The organism is Clostridium tunisiense TJ (assembly GCF_000300195.1).
Lineage (GTDB): Bacteria > Bacillota > Clostridia > Clostridiales > Clostridiaceae > Clostridium_J > Clostridium_J tunisiense.
The window spans coordinates 184,538-199,484 of record NZ_AMQH01000009.1; the positions used below are offsets into that span (position 1 = coordinate 184,538).

A 14,947-nucleotide genomic window follows, 5' to 3' on the forward strand; every position below is an offset into this window, starting at 1 on the left:
CTTTACATTTTTTCGAATATGTAAAGGCTTTGACTCCTTCCAATGACCTACAACAGTTTATAGCATATGATTATTATATTCAAAGACATCAAATCTTGACTCATCCCATGAAAATTGAGTCACAATATATTCAGTGTCTCCCCTTATATTGTTTCTATAATCCTATTTCCCTGTTAGCCTTAATAATATTTTAATGGTAAGCCCTCTAAACATATATATCTGAAAATTCTACAGTAATTTTTTCTACCTTACTCCCTATAAAATCTCCTCTATCAACACAATCCTTGCTCTCTTCGATTAAGTTTATAGGTAGTTCAATGATAAATTCGCTGCCTTTTCCTAGCTCACTATCAACACTAACTTTTCCTCCATGAAGTTCTACAAGAGACTTTACAAGAGATAGCCCAATTCCACTTCCCTCCGCCCTTCTTCTAAGTAACGAATCTCCTTGGGTAAAAGGTTCAAATACTTTACTATGCATATCCTTTGGTATGCCAAAACCGCTATCCTTTACTGATACTATTAAACTATTACCCCTATCATAAATATTTACCTGTATATTCCCTCCTGGGTTTGTAAATTTTATGGCATTTGACAGTAAATTAAGTATGACTCTTTCTAATTTATCTTCGTCACAGGCAATTATTTTCTCTTCTACCTCTGTATCAAAGATTATACTAATTTCTTTACTTTCAACATAACTCACAACAGATAGAGTAATATTTTCTATGATTTCTATAATGTTTTTATTTTCTAAATCTAGCTTGAAAAAGCCACTTTCTATTTTGTTCATATCAATAAAATTATTGATAAGCCTTAATAACCTGTAACAATTTTGTTTCATAGATCTTAAATACTTACCTACAGAACTAATGCTAAAACCAATATTTGCGTCATTAGGGTTTTTCTCTAACTTATCTTGAAGTAATTGAATGCCTCCCAAAATGATATTGAGAGGAGTTTTAAGTTCATGAGATACCGTTGAAAAAAGCTGAGTCTTTAACCTACTATACTCCTCTGCATGACTAAGAAGTATAGACTTTTCTAAAATATCCATTTCTAGTTTATGAATTCTTTTCCTATCAGCTATATCTCTTATAATAGCTGTTACATATAAACTGTCCTCTTCCTTAAAGGAAAATCCTGCAACTTCTACTTCCCCTTCAGTGCCATCATCTAAAAGAATTTTTTGTTCTAGAAAATCTACCTCAGTTTCCTCGTTCAACAGCTTACTTATTCTTTCATCCACAACCTGTCTATACTCAGGATGAATTTTCAAGGACTCTCCAATATTATAGCTTTTAAGTTTTTTTGCTGAAAAATTTAATGCAGCCTCATTTGCTATTATTCTTTTACCATTTTCATAGACAAGTATGCCATCTGGCAATTTATTAATAAGTCTTTTATATAATTCTTCACTTGTTTCAAGGCTTTTTTCTAGCTTTTTTCTCTTAGTAATATCTCTAAAACTCCAAAGATTACCGCGTATTTCACCATTTACTATTAGGGGTTCAAATAATTGTTCAATAACCTTCCCATTTTTAAAGTATATATAATCCCAATGTTCCTTATTTTCTCTTGTTATAACATCTAAATTTTCTGCAAATTCCATTGGGTTTACTACCTTCTTCTTACAGTGCTCTACTAACTCAAATCTATCTATTTGATTGAAACACTCTTCATCTAATTCCCATATCTTCATAAAGCTTCTGTTTATGTTAGTAATATTGAAGTTTTCATCCTTAACTATAATTCCATCAATACTTGATTCTATCACAGCTCTCATAGTGCTTTCACTCAAGGTCAGAGCCTTTAATGTTTTCTCCTGTTCCCTAACAAGTTTTTCTAGATCAGATATTTTCTCATCCTTACTCTTAATATGTTTTATTAATTGGTCCTTGGTTAAATCTTCATATCCCATAGTCATCACCCTATCCATTGTAATAACAATTAGTAATTTGTTGTTTATATAGAGATTTACAAGTTTAAAATCCATATACTTATTACTAAACAAAATAAAACTATCAAAAACTTATCCTTTTACTTTACACAAAGCCCTTCTATGTATTTTAGAAAATATGCTCGAAGGAAACAACCTCCATATACATTTCACTTTAATTCACTTGATATATTTGACAAAAATATGAAATTTCCTTCATTATTTCCATTTTTTTCTGTAAATTAGACGAATATTTATCATTTATCTACAGTTTTCTTGCATAACACGTTTAACAAATTAATTTTCAAAAAAATTAAGTGCTTCTACATCTAATTATATTAGAATAGAAACACTTAGCTAACCTTTATCCTCATTTATAATTCTAAATGAATAATAAAATTATATGATTTATTTACAACTTTCTAATTAACTGCTATTGCCCCTTTATAACCATATGAGTAAAGTTATATTGTTCTTACATAGCAGTTACTATGAGATAGAATAATAAAATTATAGCTCCTGCAATAGCTGTAATCTTCCAACTACCCTGTTTTTTTCTGTGATTATTAATATTAGTACCATTTTCCTTGACTTCAACTTCCTTATAAAGTTCTGGAGCTTTTAAATTGCCTGCTGACATTATACCATCTCCCAATATTCTTTAAATATTTAACTGAATTCAACGAAAAGACGAAAATCTTAAATTGTAAATAAGTTTATTTATTTTTAAAAGAAAATAAAATATCCTGCAAGACAAATTAATAAAAGTACTCCCCATGCTCCTGCATTAACAAGCCATGAGTTATTTCTACTATACTTTTCTACATCAGCGTTTTGCCCCTTAAACTCTGAATCCTTAGCTGCAGCCTTTCTAAATGCATCAATTGACATTATAATCCCCCCAATTACTTAAATAGTATACTTTACTATATTATATGATACTTTTCAGAATTATTCAAATATTTCCCATCTCAAATTTGTTCTAATATCTCTCCTATTGCTTTATTGTAAGTATAGCCTCTTCCTTACTAATATTTCCTGCTATTATCTATGAATTGCTTATCTGTCCATAAAAATAAGATTGCACATGAGTTTATCATATACAATCCCTAATAATTTTATATATATTTCTGTTACTAAGTAATACCTCTATTAATTAGTGGATAGTCTTATTAACTAACAGTTGAGCTGTAGAGGTAATTTCTTGTAGCGTCGCCGTGATCTCTTCTGTAGAGGCTGCTTGAGATGATGCTATTAATCCTACTTTATTGATTTCTGCTACAACTAAATCAATAGCTGCCTTTATGTCTGAAAGTGCTCTTGATATTTTCTCTGCAGATTCAGTACTACTTTGAGCAAGCTTTCTCATTTCCTTTGCAATTATATTAAAGCCAGCTCCTTCAGCTCCTGCTCTAGATGCTTCAATAGATGCATTTAACCCTAATAAGTTAGAGTTTTTAGAAATTCCTTGAATAAGGGTTATTAAGCTATTAGACTCATCAATCTTTCCACTAGTTTGATTTACAAGTTCTATAACTTTATCTATACTTAAAGACAAGTCTTGTGATGTAGAAGATATCTCTTCTGAGCTTGCATTTGTTTGTTGTAGTGCACCAAATAAGGTGTCAGATATTTCTTTAATCTCAGACTGGTTGTCTAAACTCTTACTATCAAAATTCACTTCTTTCATAATTGATCCCCTCCAATTTTAGTATAGCATGCCCTTAGTACATAATCAATTAACAGAATCTCTACATAAAGCCAATAAAAGTTACCATAAATTATACCTACTCCAAGCTTTGCTACCCTAATATTTTCGTTTTAAAAAGAGCAAGCTTTAATTTATTCACTTCAAAAAGCCTTAAGTAAACCAATTAGCTTCATGCGAAAATTAAGCCTTAACTTTTCTTATCTGCATATTATACAAAACTACTGTTATTTTTGTAAATTTGCATGTACTCATAACTAGAGCTTTTATTTTTATGAAGCATCCTTACTTTTACTCATAAAAAAAGAGGCGCAAATGCACCTCTCTGTTAAAAGATTCAGCTATGAACAAAATTCATTATTCAGATTATTCCTCCCCATAGACCCTAGGAGGCTTGTCCCGATAAAGCCTTATTAAATCTCATCATATATAGTTTTATTAGTTTCAACTATAGTAGCGTATTCCCTGTTTTTAAGTTCTCCATTCTTCCCCTGGAAAAGCTTAGAATTCATCACTGCATCCATAGCAGTACTAATCTCCTGCTCAGTGATTATATCCTTTACGTTCCTTAATCTTAAGGTAACCTTTGCTCCCTTTATATCTGAAAATCCCATTAATAAATCCTTACTCATATAATCTCCTCCTTATTTTCTCTTATAAATTAAAATAAATTTTGTTTCTTCTCCATTGGTAAATTCAAAGCTTATGTTTTTAAGTTGATTCACCCTAGAGCTTTTAACTAAACCTATTGCTATTATAAGTAGATTATCCAGAAATGACTTTATAACTTCCTTCACTAGATAAACTACCCCTTTCATAATTAAGCCTCTACTATACTGAAATCTTCTGCTTTTTTAACCTCATATAGTGGGTAAGCTAATAAAGCTTCCATAGCCTTTGCAAAATTGTGAATTTCCTCATCAGTGGCTGCCTTATTGACTTTTGCGAATCTTTGAGATGTAAATACATCTTCCCCCTTTCCATTAACCCCCACCTTGTAAGTTAAGATAACTGCTGATGTTTTTTTAATTGAATTTATCATACTATCAACTCCCTTCAACATTTAGATATGCAGTTTAAAGAGAGATTTCATAGATTTTTGAAACTTTTTTACTTTTTAAAGGATTTTAATTATTTGGAGGGCATCTATGTCTTGTGGATCAAGGCAAATTTGTCTTAATTAATAGTGTAACAATATCTTATTTAATAAACCATTCTTGTCACGAGAAAAGCTGTGAACAACATTGTGGATAGCAATTGTTAATAACTTTGTGGATAATGTGGATTAAATTTGTGATTATTATGAAAATTCCTCCACAATCAGGGTTTAATAGTCTTACTAGTTGTGGATAACTATCCGTTTTCGTGTTAATAAATTTTATACACCAGTTTCACAAATTCCCTAAACATAATTTTTCACAGGTCTGCAAATTACACCTACAAGCATAATAAATTAAAGCACATAAATATGCTCCTAAAACCAATATAAAGTTTTTCATATTCTTCTTCATATTTTACACTTTATTCACAACTGTAAATTGAGTAAACAAGCATTGTTATAGTATAATAATATAGTCACATATATTTCGTTTCCCTAAAGGTTTTTTACTTTAGGAAAACCTATTATAATATCTGAAGCTTTATAATTTGATACTAGAATTAAACACATGAAAATTATAATACTAAGGAAAGTAATCACAGGCTTATTTAGAGCCTTAATTTTTTTCTCATGTTAAATATTTTCAAATCTGATAACTTAAAAGGGGGACATCTGAATGAAAGATATGACAAAAGGCAGTGAAGCTAAACTTATATTTTATTTTGCCCTTCCTATGCTGGTGGGAAACGTATTCCAACAACTTTATAACACTGTGGATAGCATCATTGTTGGAAAGTTTTTAGGTAAGGATGCACTTGCAGCAGTAGGCACTAGCTTTCCTATAATTTTCTTACTTATTTCTTTAATAATGGGAGTAACCATGGGATCAACTATTTTAATTTCTCAATACTTTGGAGCCAAAGACATGGATAAGGTTAAGAAAACCATAGACACAGCTTATATAACCTTATTTTTTGCTTCTATTTTTATAACTATTCTAGGCCTTATAATTGGGGGCCCTATTTTAAGACTTATAAATGTACCTGAAGAAATCTTTGCCCAATCCAAGGCTTATTTGGATATAACTTTTATTGGACTTATTGGTATGTTTGGTTATAACTCTGTAAGTGCTATCTTAAGGGGACTTGGAGATTCCAAAACACCAGTATACTTCTTAATTATCTCTTCAATAATAAACATAGTTTTGGATCTTCTATTCATTTTAGAATTTAATATGGGGGTAGGTGGAGCTGCATGGGCCACCATTATTTCCCAAGCCATATCCTTTGTTTTAGCCGTAATCTACTTAAATAGACGTCATAAGGTATTTAAAATTAATATAAGACATTTAGAATTTGATAAAGCTATTCTTAAAGATAGTATTAGAATAGGTCTTCCTTCAGGAATTCAACAAATGGTATTTTCTTTCGGAATGATGATGCTACAAGGACTTATTAATGGGTTTGGTGGAAACACTATGGCTGCTTATGCCGCTGCTTCAAAAATAGATTCCTTTGCCTCTATGCCAATAATGAACTTTGGTGCAGCTATTTCCACCTTTGTAGGCCAGAATATTGGAGCGAATAAACCAGAAAGAGTTAAAAAAGGGCTGAATACCACTTTAATAATGTCAACTGTAATGTCTATTGGTATAGCCTTGATATTAATCTTATTTGCTAAGCCTTTAGTGGAAATTTTCACTAATGAACCTCAAGTTGTTCTTGAAGGTGCAAATTATATAAATATAGTTGCTCCCTTTTATTTTGTAGTAGGTGCTATGTTCATAATAAATGGTGTTCACAGAGGAGCTGGAGAAGCCATTTTCCCAATGATAATTTCTATATTATCCCTATGGCTTATAAGACTTCCAATAGCCTATGTGCTATCTTCCTTCCTTGGAAGTAATGGAATTTGGTGGTCTATACCCGCTGGTTGGACTTTTGGAGCCATAGCCACAGTTATTTATTATAGATCTGGAAAATGGAAAAACAAATCTCTTGTGAAGGTTAGCTTTAATAACAGCCAGGCTTCTAAGGAAGAGCTTATCCATGAAACAAGTTCCAAAAACGCTATATCAAATGAAGAAGCTTCTGAAGAAGTTGAGCCTATATCATAGTTGTTCCAGCAATATTGGGATCATGAAAAAAGCATTATCAGTGTAATAATGCTAAACTATCTGTTCTGAAATACTAAACTTCTTCTGAACCAAAAATAAAACCTTTAGTTATGATAATTTGCTTTTATCATAACTGAAGGTTTTATCCTTATTAATTATAATTATATGCGTTTGAGATAATTTTTCTCTTACTAAAATTATTTTGCAATATTCCTCTTTACATAGGTTTTAAATTTATAAGTACATAGATTCCATACACTGCACAAAGCACTAATCCACTAGCTAGCGACTTTTTCATTGTTCCCATTTAGCCCTACCCCCTTATTAACTGATGTTTTTCGGTTAGATGTTTTACTTTTTACTACCTTATCTATTAATGCTGTACCATGGCCCATAGGACAGACTTGACACCAACTTCTTGGTTTGAAAATAATCCCCATTATTGTACCTACTAGTAAAGATATAGTCATAAATCTAAATAACGCAAAGCTTGTTTTTAAAAAATTAAACCCGTCATGATTGGCATGATATAAAGCTATTGTAAGTAAAGTAATCATGATAGTTAATAAAAGATTTTTTACCAAATTAGATTTAGCAGCTTTAGGTAAATTGTTGTTTAAACTTATATCCTTTAGGAACTTTCCTAGAATAGATCCTCTTGGACAATAAAAGGAACAATGAACCTTTCCACGTCCTCTAATAGCATGGTACATGGGTGCCCCCATGCATACTACTCCTAAAATTCCGAATCTATAGTCTAGTATTGATAAAGTTAAAAAAGTTACCATGAGTATCCATGACCAACCTTGATGCGACTTTCTTTTTTTCTTCTCCATGATGTACCTCCATTAGATTAATTGATATATTTATTACATTAAAAAACTAAAACCAACTTAGTATAACTGCTATATCTAACCTTAACCATAAGGTTTCCTAAAATCTTCTCAAGTGCCCATGTGATTTATATTAATCACTATATTCAGATATTACGATATATGTGCTAATATGTCAACCACTGCATTAAAAATTTATTATGGTATTTTTTAGGATTCCTTCTGGTACATATAATCAACCTAGCACTTCAAGTCTAAGAATACTTTACTACTAATCTAACATTCACACTTAATAACACAAAATATAATTAAATAGAATCATATACCTTTAAAGCTTAACCATATTATAAATCATGTTTGGGTCTTTAAATATGGGGAACCAAAATTCTAAGTAACGCATACCTAAACCTAGATTGGTTCCCCTAAGGCTTTTACAGATGAATAACCTTATAAAACATATACCACTAATTTAATGGTATTATTATATTAAGCTATATCCACTGAATCTCATGCTATAATACTGAAAGAGCCCATAAATACAATGATGCTACTGAACCATAAGGTGAATATCTTTTTCTATATCTTTCAAATTTTTCCTTTGGAAGCTCCTTAAGTCCATATAAATTCATCATTCCTCTGCGAATAGCCAAATCCCCATAGCTTACTACATCAGGTCTACATAAAGAAAAAATCAAGAGCATTTCAGCAGTCCAAACACCTACACCTTTTAAGGCAGAAAGCTTTTTTATTATCTCCCCATCAGTTAAATCATTAAGTTCCCCAAAGTTTACTTCTCCAGAAATGGCAGCTTCAGCAATTCCTTTAATGTATCCTACTTTCCTTAAGCTCATACCACAACCCTGAATTTCTTCAAGGCTCACCTTTTCAATATTTTCTGGTGTAACTACTCCAATAACATTAGTAAATCTATTCCAAACAGTTTCCGCAGCCTTGGTTGAAATTTGTTGACTAACAATACTTGAAACTAGGGCTTTAAAAGGATCAGGATTAATCTTACGTTCTATAATACCAATTTTTTCAATAGCTGCACCAAGTTTTTTATCTTTCTTTTTTAAGTATTCTATTTCTTTAGCTCCGTATTTAAAAATCTCCATTTTTATTCTCCATCTTAGACTTTTTATTTAGATTATATCATTACCTAGTAGAAATTTGAATTAATAAGTTGATACTAATTCTCAACTCTTTTTACTTTGTTTTCTTTAGTTATTATAATAGTTATGAATATGACTCTATCTACTATAAACCCTTAGATTCCTAAAGTTCTTTTCTCTCATAATTTATTTCTAACAACGTTTCACTATTTATATAATTTGAAGGTCAATATATGTAAAATACTAAAACTTTGCAAACAAATTTAACTATTTATATTCTCCCTCCATCCCTTATATGTTAAAATATGGGTACTACTGTTTTTTTACTCTATTTTCCCACGGAAAATTGGACAAGTAATAAATTAATTGTTAAAACTATAAACAGTTGAATTTTAATACGGGCTTAAAAAAAAGGTTGGTGATTCGATTGAATAAGGAACATAAGATACTTATTATAGATGAAGATATTATACTAGTTCAATTTTTACAAAAGCTACTAATGCCTTTAGGTTATAAAGTATATTCAACCTCTAACCCTAGAAAAGCTTTACATATGCTAGATACCATTGATGCAGATATAATTTTTATTGATGATAAATTGTCTGGACTATCTCCTATTGATTTACTTACAATCAATAAAGTTTCTAGTCCGAATTCCATTAGATTTTTAACAAGTAGTTGCCCAGATTTAGAAACTATTATAGCCGCTTTTAATAGCAAGCTCATTTATCAATACTTGGCTAAGCCCCTTAACGAAAATAATATTATTGAAATCTTACAAGAAGCTTTCAAGGAAAAGGAATCGCAGGAGAATAAGGAAAGATACTATAATTACTGTAAACAACTAGAATTAGATGACTTACTAGATGTAAATCTTCAGGATTCTGAAAACAATTCAACTATGGATTCAAATGAAAGAAGAAGGTACTTCCGACTTAGGACTTTTGTACCTCTCTGTTCTGATATGAGGATTCTGCAAATAAAAGGCAAGGTTGTAGACACACCCTTTACCAAAATATGTGTCCTTGATCTTAGTGGTGGTGGCTTTCGTTTCTTATCAGAATTAAAGCTCCCTATAAGTTCTGAAGTAGTATTAGAGTTTCAAACTAATATTTTAGATCATAAACTTCTTCTTATTGGCCATATTGTCCGTATGGATATAGTGGAAGACCATATTTATGATTATGGAGTTGAATTTCAAGTAGATGAAGGTAAAAAGAGTCAGCTTATAAGACTACTAAATGAAATGCAAATCGATATTAGAAATAATAAAGCAATACGAGGTTGTAGTTTCTGTACAAAGAGCAATCAAATAAAGTGCTTGAAAGCTAGATTAGGAAATGACCAATAAAGACATGATAATATATTAATCATCAAAATTTATAAGTAAATAATAAGAATTTGTTGTAATATTTTTATTGAATTTTGCATAGGAAAATGTAAAAATAAGATATACAAACTTCCATATTCTTACTTTTTACATTGTTAAGGATTTATTATTTAATAAGTAATAAGTCCTTTTTCTTAATACATACGTTGTAAATAAACTAATTCATAACATATTGTTGTATTTCTTTTATAACAAAGATGATTTAATATAGGTGATGATATGAATAAATTTTTTATTTTCCGTTTTCTTCAAATATTCTTATGCTTTCCTTTTATTATGGTTCTGGCAACTTCTAGCATGGACAATAAGACCCAAGGGATTTTCGTGGGTAGCTTCACTTTTTATACTATAGTTTATGAAATACTTCTAATGAGAAAAAGTAAAAAAGACAGAAGAACTAAAAGTTCCTCTGCCTAGTTGTTAATTTTATTATTTTCATAATAAGGTTAAAGGTTGTTGTGGCAAGCATTATACCAAAAGCTATAGCCCCTGCAACCCCTAACACTTGCATGCCCTTTGAAAAGGCTTCATTATATCTTTGTTCTACAATAAAATTCACAGTATTATAAGCTGTTATACCTGGTACTAAAGGGAAAATCCCTGGAATAGAAAACTGCATAGTTGGAGTTTTTAATTTTCTTGCTAATATCTCACTATACAAACCTACAGTGAAAGCACCACAAAAGGAAGCCATTACTGGACTATTATTATAATTGTACACAATAAGATAAACTGCCCATCCGAATGCACCTGAAAATCCAGTCCATATTATCTTTTTTCTATCTATGTTAAATAATATTACTGGGAATATACTTCCCAGAAAAGCTAGTATTATTTGTTTAATCATAACCCTACCCCCACTTTAAGTGATAGTGCTGTACCAATTCCAGCTCCTATGGCAGTAATAATTAGCATTGCCTCACCAAACTTTGCAATTCCTGAAGTAAAATCTCCATAGATAATATCCTTGATTCCATTTGTAAGTGCCACCCCTGGAAGGAGAATCATAATTGCTCCAGTTATAATATTATCCTTATTTACAAAAGGCATTATTCTCTCTATAAAGGAGCTCACAATTCCAATAATAAATCCTGAGAAGAAGAATTCAAAGAATTGAAAAAAACCTATACCAGATACTTTTTCTAACATATAATAAATTCCTATGCTTATGGTTGCCGATATAGTGGAATCATAGATTGTCCCATTGAAGAACAAGGAATAAATAAAGGATGTCATACTAGCAGCAAAAAGTCTCAAGGGAAAACTAAAGTAAGGTGCCCCTTCAATATCCTTTAAGGTTTTCTTCGCCTCTTCAAAGGACATACTTCCCTGTTGAACGGTTCTAGAAAAAGAATTAATTAATTCTATCCTATATAAATCTACTCTTCTTGTCCTAACCTTTTTTAAAGAAGTTACCTTTTCCTCATTTTCATCTATAACAGAAATAAATACGCCCTTTGCCGTAGCCATACATTCACATTCTAAGTTATACGCTTTACATATTCTTTCAATGGTTTCCTCCACTCTATAAGCTTCAGCACCGTTTCCAATGAGCATTTGTCCTGCAGAAAGTGCAATTTCTAAAACTTTTTTTGCCTCCATAAATCTTCTCCTTAATAAAAAGTTTTTTCACTTATACATAGCCTCTATACTAATTTTTCTACTTTGAAACCTACGCCAAAGATATTATAGCACCTTCTTTACTTGTTTTCATTTAAATTTATTATTAATTCATAAAGAAATTTAAGAGTTCCTTGATAAAACTTCTTGACAAGCAAAATTTTCTATTTTATAATTATATCGAACATAAGTTCGGGAAAATCCCCATTTCCCCACTCTAAGTCCTTTCATCCTTTGGACCTAGAGATATTTTACTAACTTTATAAGGAAAAAGCCCTCCAAGTAGGGCTTTTTCTTTTTGTACAGCATTTTAATATATAAATTTAATTCCTTAGAATATTAAAGGTAACTCTAACTGATAACTTCTAATCCACCTTAATCTTGTTATCCTTATATTCAGGTACTATATGGACAATATCCTTAGTTAAGCAATATTTTAAATCCTCTTGAAGTCCAAGCTCCTTTATTCTCTTATAATGAGTTGCATATTTTACAAAGCCAAATAGGTCTTCATTTTTTTCATAAATATAATGTGAAGTAGTTGCTATATCTGTTAAAACTATCTCTTCGCTATTTTCCTCTTTAGCTATGTGCTTTAAACAATTTATAATATATCCACTGGTTAAAAAATCATCTATAGAAAACTCACCAGCAGTCCCTGCATTAACAAAAATCACATCTTTATTAAGTTTTGTAAGTTTTTCAGCTACAGCTTTTCCATTGATCATGGCAGCAATAAAAATATGCTCTGCCCCTTCGCTGTTTTTAATAGCCTTTGTTCCATTAGAAGTAGTCATCACAAGAGTTCTTCCCTCTACGTTTTCTCTTGTGTAATCTAACGGAGAGTTTGAAAAGTCAAAACCTTCTATTTTCAGGGCATTTCTTTCTCCACCTAATATATATTTTTCTCTTTCATTCCCAACTATTTCTAAAGCTTCTTCTATTTCTCTTGCTGGAATTACTTCTGTGCATCCATTATTAAGTGCCGTCACCATAACAGAAGTAGCCCTAAGCACATCTATTACTACTACCACTTTTTCCTTAAGCTTTTCCTTCTTTATATCTGATGCTGAAATAATTATATCTACTTTCATTTAGATACCTCCTATAAAGTTCTTTCCTTGATATAAATCCTCATCTTGAAGTTTTTTATCTATGGCATTTAAAACTTCCCATTTTCTAAGACTCCATATTGGACCAATTAAAAGCTCCCTTGGGGCATCCCCTGTAAGTCTATGAACTACAATTTCCTCTGGAAGTATAGTTATAGCTGTTGTAATTAATTCTAGATACTCCTCCATTTCTAGGAGCTTTAGCATTCCCTTACTATATAAGATTTCTAGTGGAGTATTTTTCATTAAATGAAGCAAGTGAAGCTTAATTCCCTGCACATCCATCTGTGATAAATACTCTATAGTATTAAGCATATCTTCTCTGCTTTCTCCTGGAAGACCAAAGATTACATGAACCACCACATCTATATTTCTTTCTCTAAGCCTTTTCACTGCTTCCTCAAAAATCTCTAGCTTATAACCTCTGTTTATAAGCTTTGCAGTATCATCTTTAGAGGTTTGTAGACCAAGTTCTACCCAGGTATATACCTTCTTTGAGTATTCTTCTAGTAAATCCAACACTTCATCCCTTAAACAATCTGGTCTCGTAGCAATAGCAAGTCCTACTACATCTTCTTGAGTTATTGCTTCTTCATATTTTGCTTTTAACACATCTATCGGTGCATAAGTATTGGTATAGGCCTGGAAATATGCAATATACTTTCCATCCTTCCACTTCTTATTCATCATAGCTTTTATATCCTCAAACTGCTTAGTAATAGAAAAGCACCTATCTCCAGCAAAATCTCCAGAGCCTCTTTCAGAGCAAAAAACGCAACCGCCCTTGCTTATGGTCCCATCCCTATTAGGACAGGAAAATCCTGCATCCAAAGATATTTTAAAAACCTTTTCTCCAAACTTTTCCCTTAAAAAATAATTAAGGCTATGATATCTTTTACCATTCCATTGTCTTGTCATATGTAACCTCACTCTTTATAATTTAAACTCCTTAATTTATCTTAAATTTAAACTTTAGCTAACTTCATAATTATTTATTGTCTTATCTAAACTTTAGTCTCACTATTAAAGCTTAATATAATACTTTCTTATAGATAAATTAATCCACAGTAATTTCAATGATTTAATTAATTATGCACATTTTATTATATTGTCCACATTAAGCAACGTTTTTTCTTCTTCAAGTAATAGTTTACCCCTATAAAATAAAAATTTCCATAGGTTTAGATTTTTCTATTACTAGGCTCCCTGAACTATGAATATTTAATTATTTTAAAACTAACACCTCCACTTATATTAAATAAATTCACACCAATTTCTTAAAGCCTTAGTAGCTAAATAATATAATCCTTAGCCTTAAACCTTATACAGCTTACTAAGGTGTGCTTACTTAACTTTATTACATAATCTATATTTATCAGTGGAAGAATACACTTGTTAGAAATAATTAGGAGGTCACTTTTATGGAGAAACAATGTTTAGCATTGCATGAAACCATGCAAGTCCACGAAATGCTCAACTTTAAGACAATTTGTATGGCCACATCAAAAATGATGCAAGGTATAGTATTTGATCAAGAGCTTAAAGCTTTAATGGCTAAGGATGTAGAGCAATCCATCATGTCCGTAGCTACACTACAAGACTTACTTTCTAAAGCACCAACAATAAAATAGGAGGTGAATAACCTTGATAAATGATTATTTAGAAGTTAGAAATGCAGAAGGTATGCCAAATCTTGTTGATAACACCGTAGCTCTTCAATTTTTACTTCTTGCTAAAACAGGGGTGAGAAACTGTGCCATGGCTCTAACAGAAGCAGCAACTCCTGAGGTTAGAGAAGTTCTAATTACTCAACTAGAAAACGCAATCAATCTTCATGAAGAAATAGCTAATTTAATGATAAAAAAGGGATGGTTTCATCCTTATGATTTAAATGAACAGTTTAGGTTAGACCTTAAGTCTTCCCAAACTACAGTAGAAATTGCAAAAATGGACTTATTCCCTGGAGATACAAGCAGACTGGGTATGTTTGCAACTCCATATAAATAAACGCAGGAGGT

Annotated in this window: 17 protein-coding genes; 4 read left to right on the forward strand and 13 right to left on the reverse strand. The window is 31.1% G+C overall.

Annotated elements, in window-relative coordinates:
* Positions 1–205: 205 nt before the first annotated feature.
* The 7 genes from C661_RS22710 to C661_RS0108880 form a co-directional block, all read right to left on the reverse strand.
* Positions 206–1,996: a sensor histidine kinase gene (locus C661_RS22710; protein ID WP_083861640.1), complete on the reverse strand. Its 1,791-nt coding sequence runs from the start codon at positions 1,994–1,996 to the stop codon at positions 206–208.
* Positions 1,997–2,414: 418 nt separating this feature from the next.
* Positions 2,415–2,579 (reverse strand): hypothetical protein, encoded by a 165-nt coding sequence (locus tag C661_RS23610; protein ID WP_017414959.1) that lies wholly within the window; start codon positions 2,577–2,579, stop codon positions 2,415–2,417.
* Between the two features lie 86 nt (positions 2,580–2,665).
* Positions 2,666–2,830: a hypothetical protein gene (locus C661_RS23615; RefSeq protein WP_017414960.1), complete on the reverse strand. Its 165-nt coding sequence runs from the start codon at positions 2,828–2,830 to the stop codon at positions 2,666–2,668.
* A 265-nt stretch (positions 2,831–3,095) separates the two neighbouring features.
* Positions 3,096–3,629, reverse strand: a complete 534-nt coding sequence (locus tag C661_RS21555) for a methyl-accepting chemotaxis protein (RefSeq protein ID WP_017414961.1) — start codon at positions 3,627–3,629, stop codon at positions 3,096–3,098.
* A gap of 431 nt (positions 3,630–4,060) precedes the next feature.
* Entirely contained in the window at positions 4,061–4,279 is a 219-nt protein-coding gene (locus tag C661_RS0108870; protein WP_017414962.1) for a DUF2922 domain-containing protein, read from the reverse strand.
* Between the two features lie 12 nt (positions 4,280–4,291).
* Positions 4,292–4,465 (reverse strand): hypothetical protein, encoded by a 174-nt coding sequence (locus C661_RS23620; RefSeq protein ID WP_017414963.1) that lies wholly within the window; start codon positions 4,463–4,465, stop codon positions 4,292–4,294.
* 2 nt (positions 4,466–4,467) lie between these two features.
* On the reverse strand, positions 4,468–4,689 hold the full coding sequence (locus tag C661_RS0108880) for a DUF1659 domain-containing protein (RefSeq protein WP_017414964.1): 222 nt from the start codon (positions 4,687–4,689) through the stop codon (positions 4,468–4,470).
* 733 nt (positions 4,690–5,422) lie between these two features.
* Between C661_RS0108880 and C661_RS0108885 the strand changes: the two genes are divergently transcribed.
* Positions 5,423–6,862: an MATE family efflux transporter gene (locus C661_RS0108885; RefSeq protein WP_017414965.1), complete on the forward strand. Its 1,440-nt coding sequence runs from the start codon at positions 5,423–5,425 to the stop codon at positions 6,860–6,862.
* A 278-nt stretch (positions 6,863–7,140) separates the two neighbouring features.
* On the opposite strand, the gene C661_RS0108895 is transcribed toward C661_RS0108885, so the two are convergent.
* The gene (locus C661_RS0108895) at positions 7,141–7,698 is read right to left on the reverse strand and encodes a 4Fe-4S binding protein (RefSeq protein WP_017414967.1); all 558 of its coding nucleotides are present in this window, start codon (positions 7,696–7,698) and stop codon (positions 7,141–7,143) included.
* Between the two features lie 509 nt (positions 7,699–8,207).
* Positions 8,208–8,810, reverse strand: coding sequence for a DNA-3-methyladenine glycosylase family protein (locus tag C661_RS0108900; RefSeq protein WP_017414968.1), 603 nt, complete (start codon positions 8,808–8,810; stop codon positions 8,208–8,210).
* Positions 8,811–9,234: 424 nt separating this feature from the next.
* Between C661_RS0108900 and C661_RS0108905 the strand changes: the two genes are divergently transcribed.
* Positions 9,235–10,158, forward strand: a complete 924-nt coding sequence (locus C661_RS0108905; RefSeq protein ID WP_017414969.1) for a response regulator — start codon at positions 9,235–9,237, stop codon at positions 10,156–10,158.
* A gap of 436 nt (positions 10,159–10,594) precedes the next feature.
* Here C661_RS0108905 and C661_RS0108910 read toward each other — a convergent pair whose 3' ends face one another.
* From C661_RS0108910 to mnmL, 4 genes are all read right to left on the reverse strand, one after another.
* Positions 10,595–11,044 carry a threonine/serine exporter family protein gene (locus C661_RS0108910; protein WP_017414970.1) on the reverse strand — a complete coding sequence of 150 codons (450 nt, stop codon included), beginning with the start codon at positions 11,042–11,044 and terminating at the stop codon, positions 10,595–10,597.
* On the reverse strand, positions 11,041–11,799 hold the full coding sequence (locus C661_RS0108915) for a threonine/serine exporter family protein (protein ID WP_017414971.1): 759 nt from the start codon (positions 11,797–11,799) through the stop codon (positions 11,041–11,043). The genes C661_RS0108910 and C661_RS0108915 overlap by 4 nt, the downstream gene beginning before the upstream one ends.
* A 383-nt stretch (positions 11,800–12,182) precedes the next feature.
* Complete coding sequence (locus tag C661_RS0108920) at positions 12,183–12,911, reverse strand: 2-phosphosulfolactate phosphatase family protein (RefSeq protein WP_017414972.1); 729 nt, start codon at positions 12,909–12,911, stop codon at positions 12,183–12,185.
* Positions 12,912–13,847, reverse strand: a complete 936-nt coding sequence (gene mnmL, locus C661_RS0108925) for a tRNA modification radical SAM protein MnmL/YtqA (protein WP_017414973.1) — start codon at positions 13,845–13,847, stop codon at positions 12,912–12,914.
* Positions 13,848–14,350: 503 nt separating this feature from the next.
* On the opposite strand from mnmL, the gene C661_RS0108930 reads away from it, so the two are divergent.
* Positions 14,351–14,560, forward strand: a complete 210-nt coding sequence (locus C661_RS0108930) for a hypothetical protein (protein WP_017414974.1) — start codon at positions 14,351–14,353, stop codon at positions 14,558–14,560.
* Between the two features lie 13 nt (positions 14,561–14,573).
* Positions 14,574–14,936 carry a spore coat protein gene (locus C661_RS0108935; RefSeq protein ID WP_017414975.1) on the forward strand — a complete coding sequence of 121 codons (363 nt, stop codon included), beginning with the start codon at positions 14,574–14,576 and terminating at the stop codon, positions 14,934–14,936.
* Positions 14,937–14,947 lie beyond the last annotated feature (11 nt).

What these genes read in the sequence shown, in the direction of transcription:
- C661_RS22710 (WP_083861640.1), bottom strand. Translation starts at nt 1,996, where the DNA reads ATGGATTTTAAACTTGTAAATCTCTATATAAACAACAAATTACTAATT.
- C661_RS23610 (WP_017414959.1), bottom strand. Translation starts at nt 2,579, where the DNA reads ATGTCAGCAGGCAATTTAAAAGCTCCAGAACTTTATAAGGAAGTTGAA.
- C661_RS23615 (WP_017414960.1), bottom strand. Translation starts at nt 2,830, where the DNA reads ATGTCAATTGATGCATTTAGAAAGGCTGCAGCTAAGGATTCAGAGTTT.
- C661_RS21555 (WP_017414961.1), bottom strand. Translation starts at nt 3,629, where the DNA reads ATGAAAGAAGTGAATTTTGATAGTAAGAGTTTAGACAACCAGTCTGAG.
- C661_RS0108870 (WP_017414962.1), bottom strand. Translation starts at nt 4,279, where the DNA reads ATGAGTAAGGATTTATTAATGGGATTTTCAGATATAAAGGGAGCAAAG.
- C661_RS23620 (WP_017414963.1), bottom strand. Translation starts at nt 4,465, where the DNA reads ATGAAAGGGGTAGTTTATCTAGTGAAGGAAGTTATAAAGTCATTTCTG.
- C661_RS0108880 (WP_017414964.1), bottom strand. Translation starts at nt 4,689, where the DNA reads ATGATAAATTCAATTAAAAAAACATCAGCAGTTATCTTAACTTACAAG.
- C661_RS0108885 (WP_017414965.1), top strand. Translation starts at nt 5,423, where the DNA reads ATGAAAGATATGACAAAAGGCAGTGAAGCTAAACTTATATTTTATTTT.
- C661_RS0108895 (WP_017414967.1), bottom strand. Translation starts at nt 7,698, where the DNA reads ATGGAGAAGAAAAAAAGAAAGTCGCATCAAGGTTGGTCATGGATACTC.
- C661_RS0108900 (WP_017414968.1), bottom strand. Translation starts at nt 8,810, where the DNA reads ATGGAGATTTTTAAATACGGAGCTAAAGAAATAGAATACTTAAAAAAG.
- C661_RS0108910 (WP_017414970.1), bottom strand. Translation starts at nt 11,044, where the DNA reads ATGATTAAACAAATAATACTAGCTTTTCTGGGAAGTATATTCCCAGTA.
- C661_RS0108915 (WP_017414971.1), bottom strand. Translation starts at nt 11,799, where the DNA reads ATGGAGGCAAAAAAAGTTTTAGAAATTGCACTTTCTGCAGGACAAATG.
- C661_RS0108920 (WP_017414972.1), bottom strand. Translation starts at nt 12,911, where the DNA reads ATGAAAGTAGATATAATTATTTCAGCATCAGATATAAAGAAGGAAAAG.
- mnmL (WP_017414973.1), bottom strand. Translation starts at nt 13,847, where the DNA reads ATGACAAGACAATGGAATGGTAAAAGATATCATAGCCTTAATTATTTT.
- C661_RS0108930 (WP_017414974.1), top strand. Translation starts at nt 14,351, where the DNA reads ATGGAGAAACAATGTTTAGCATTGCATGAAACCATGCAAGTCCACGAA.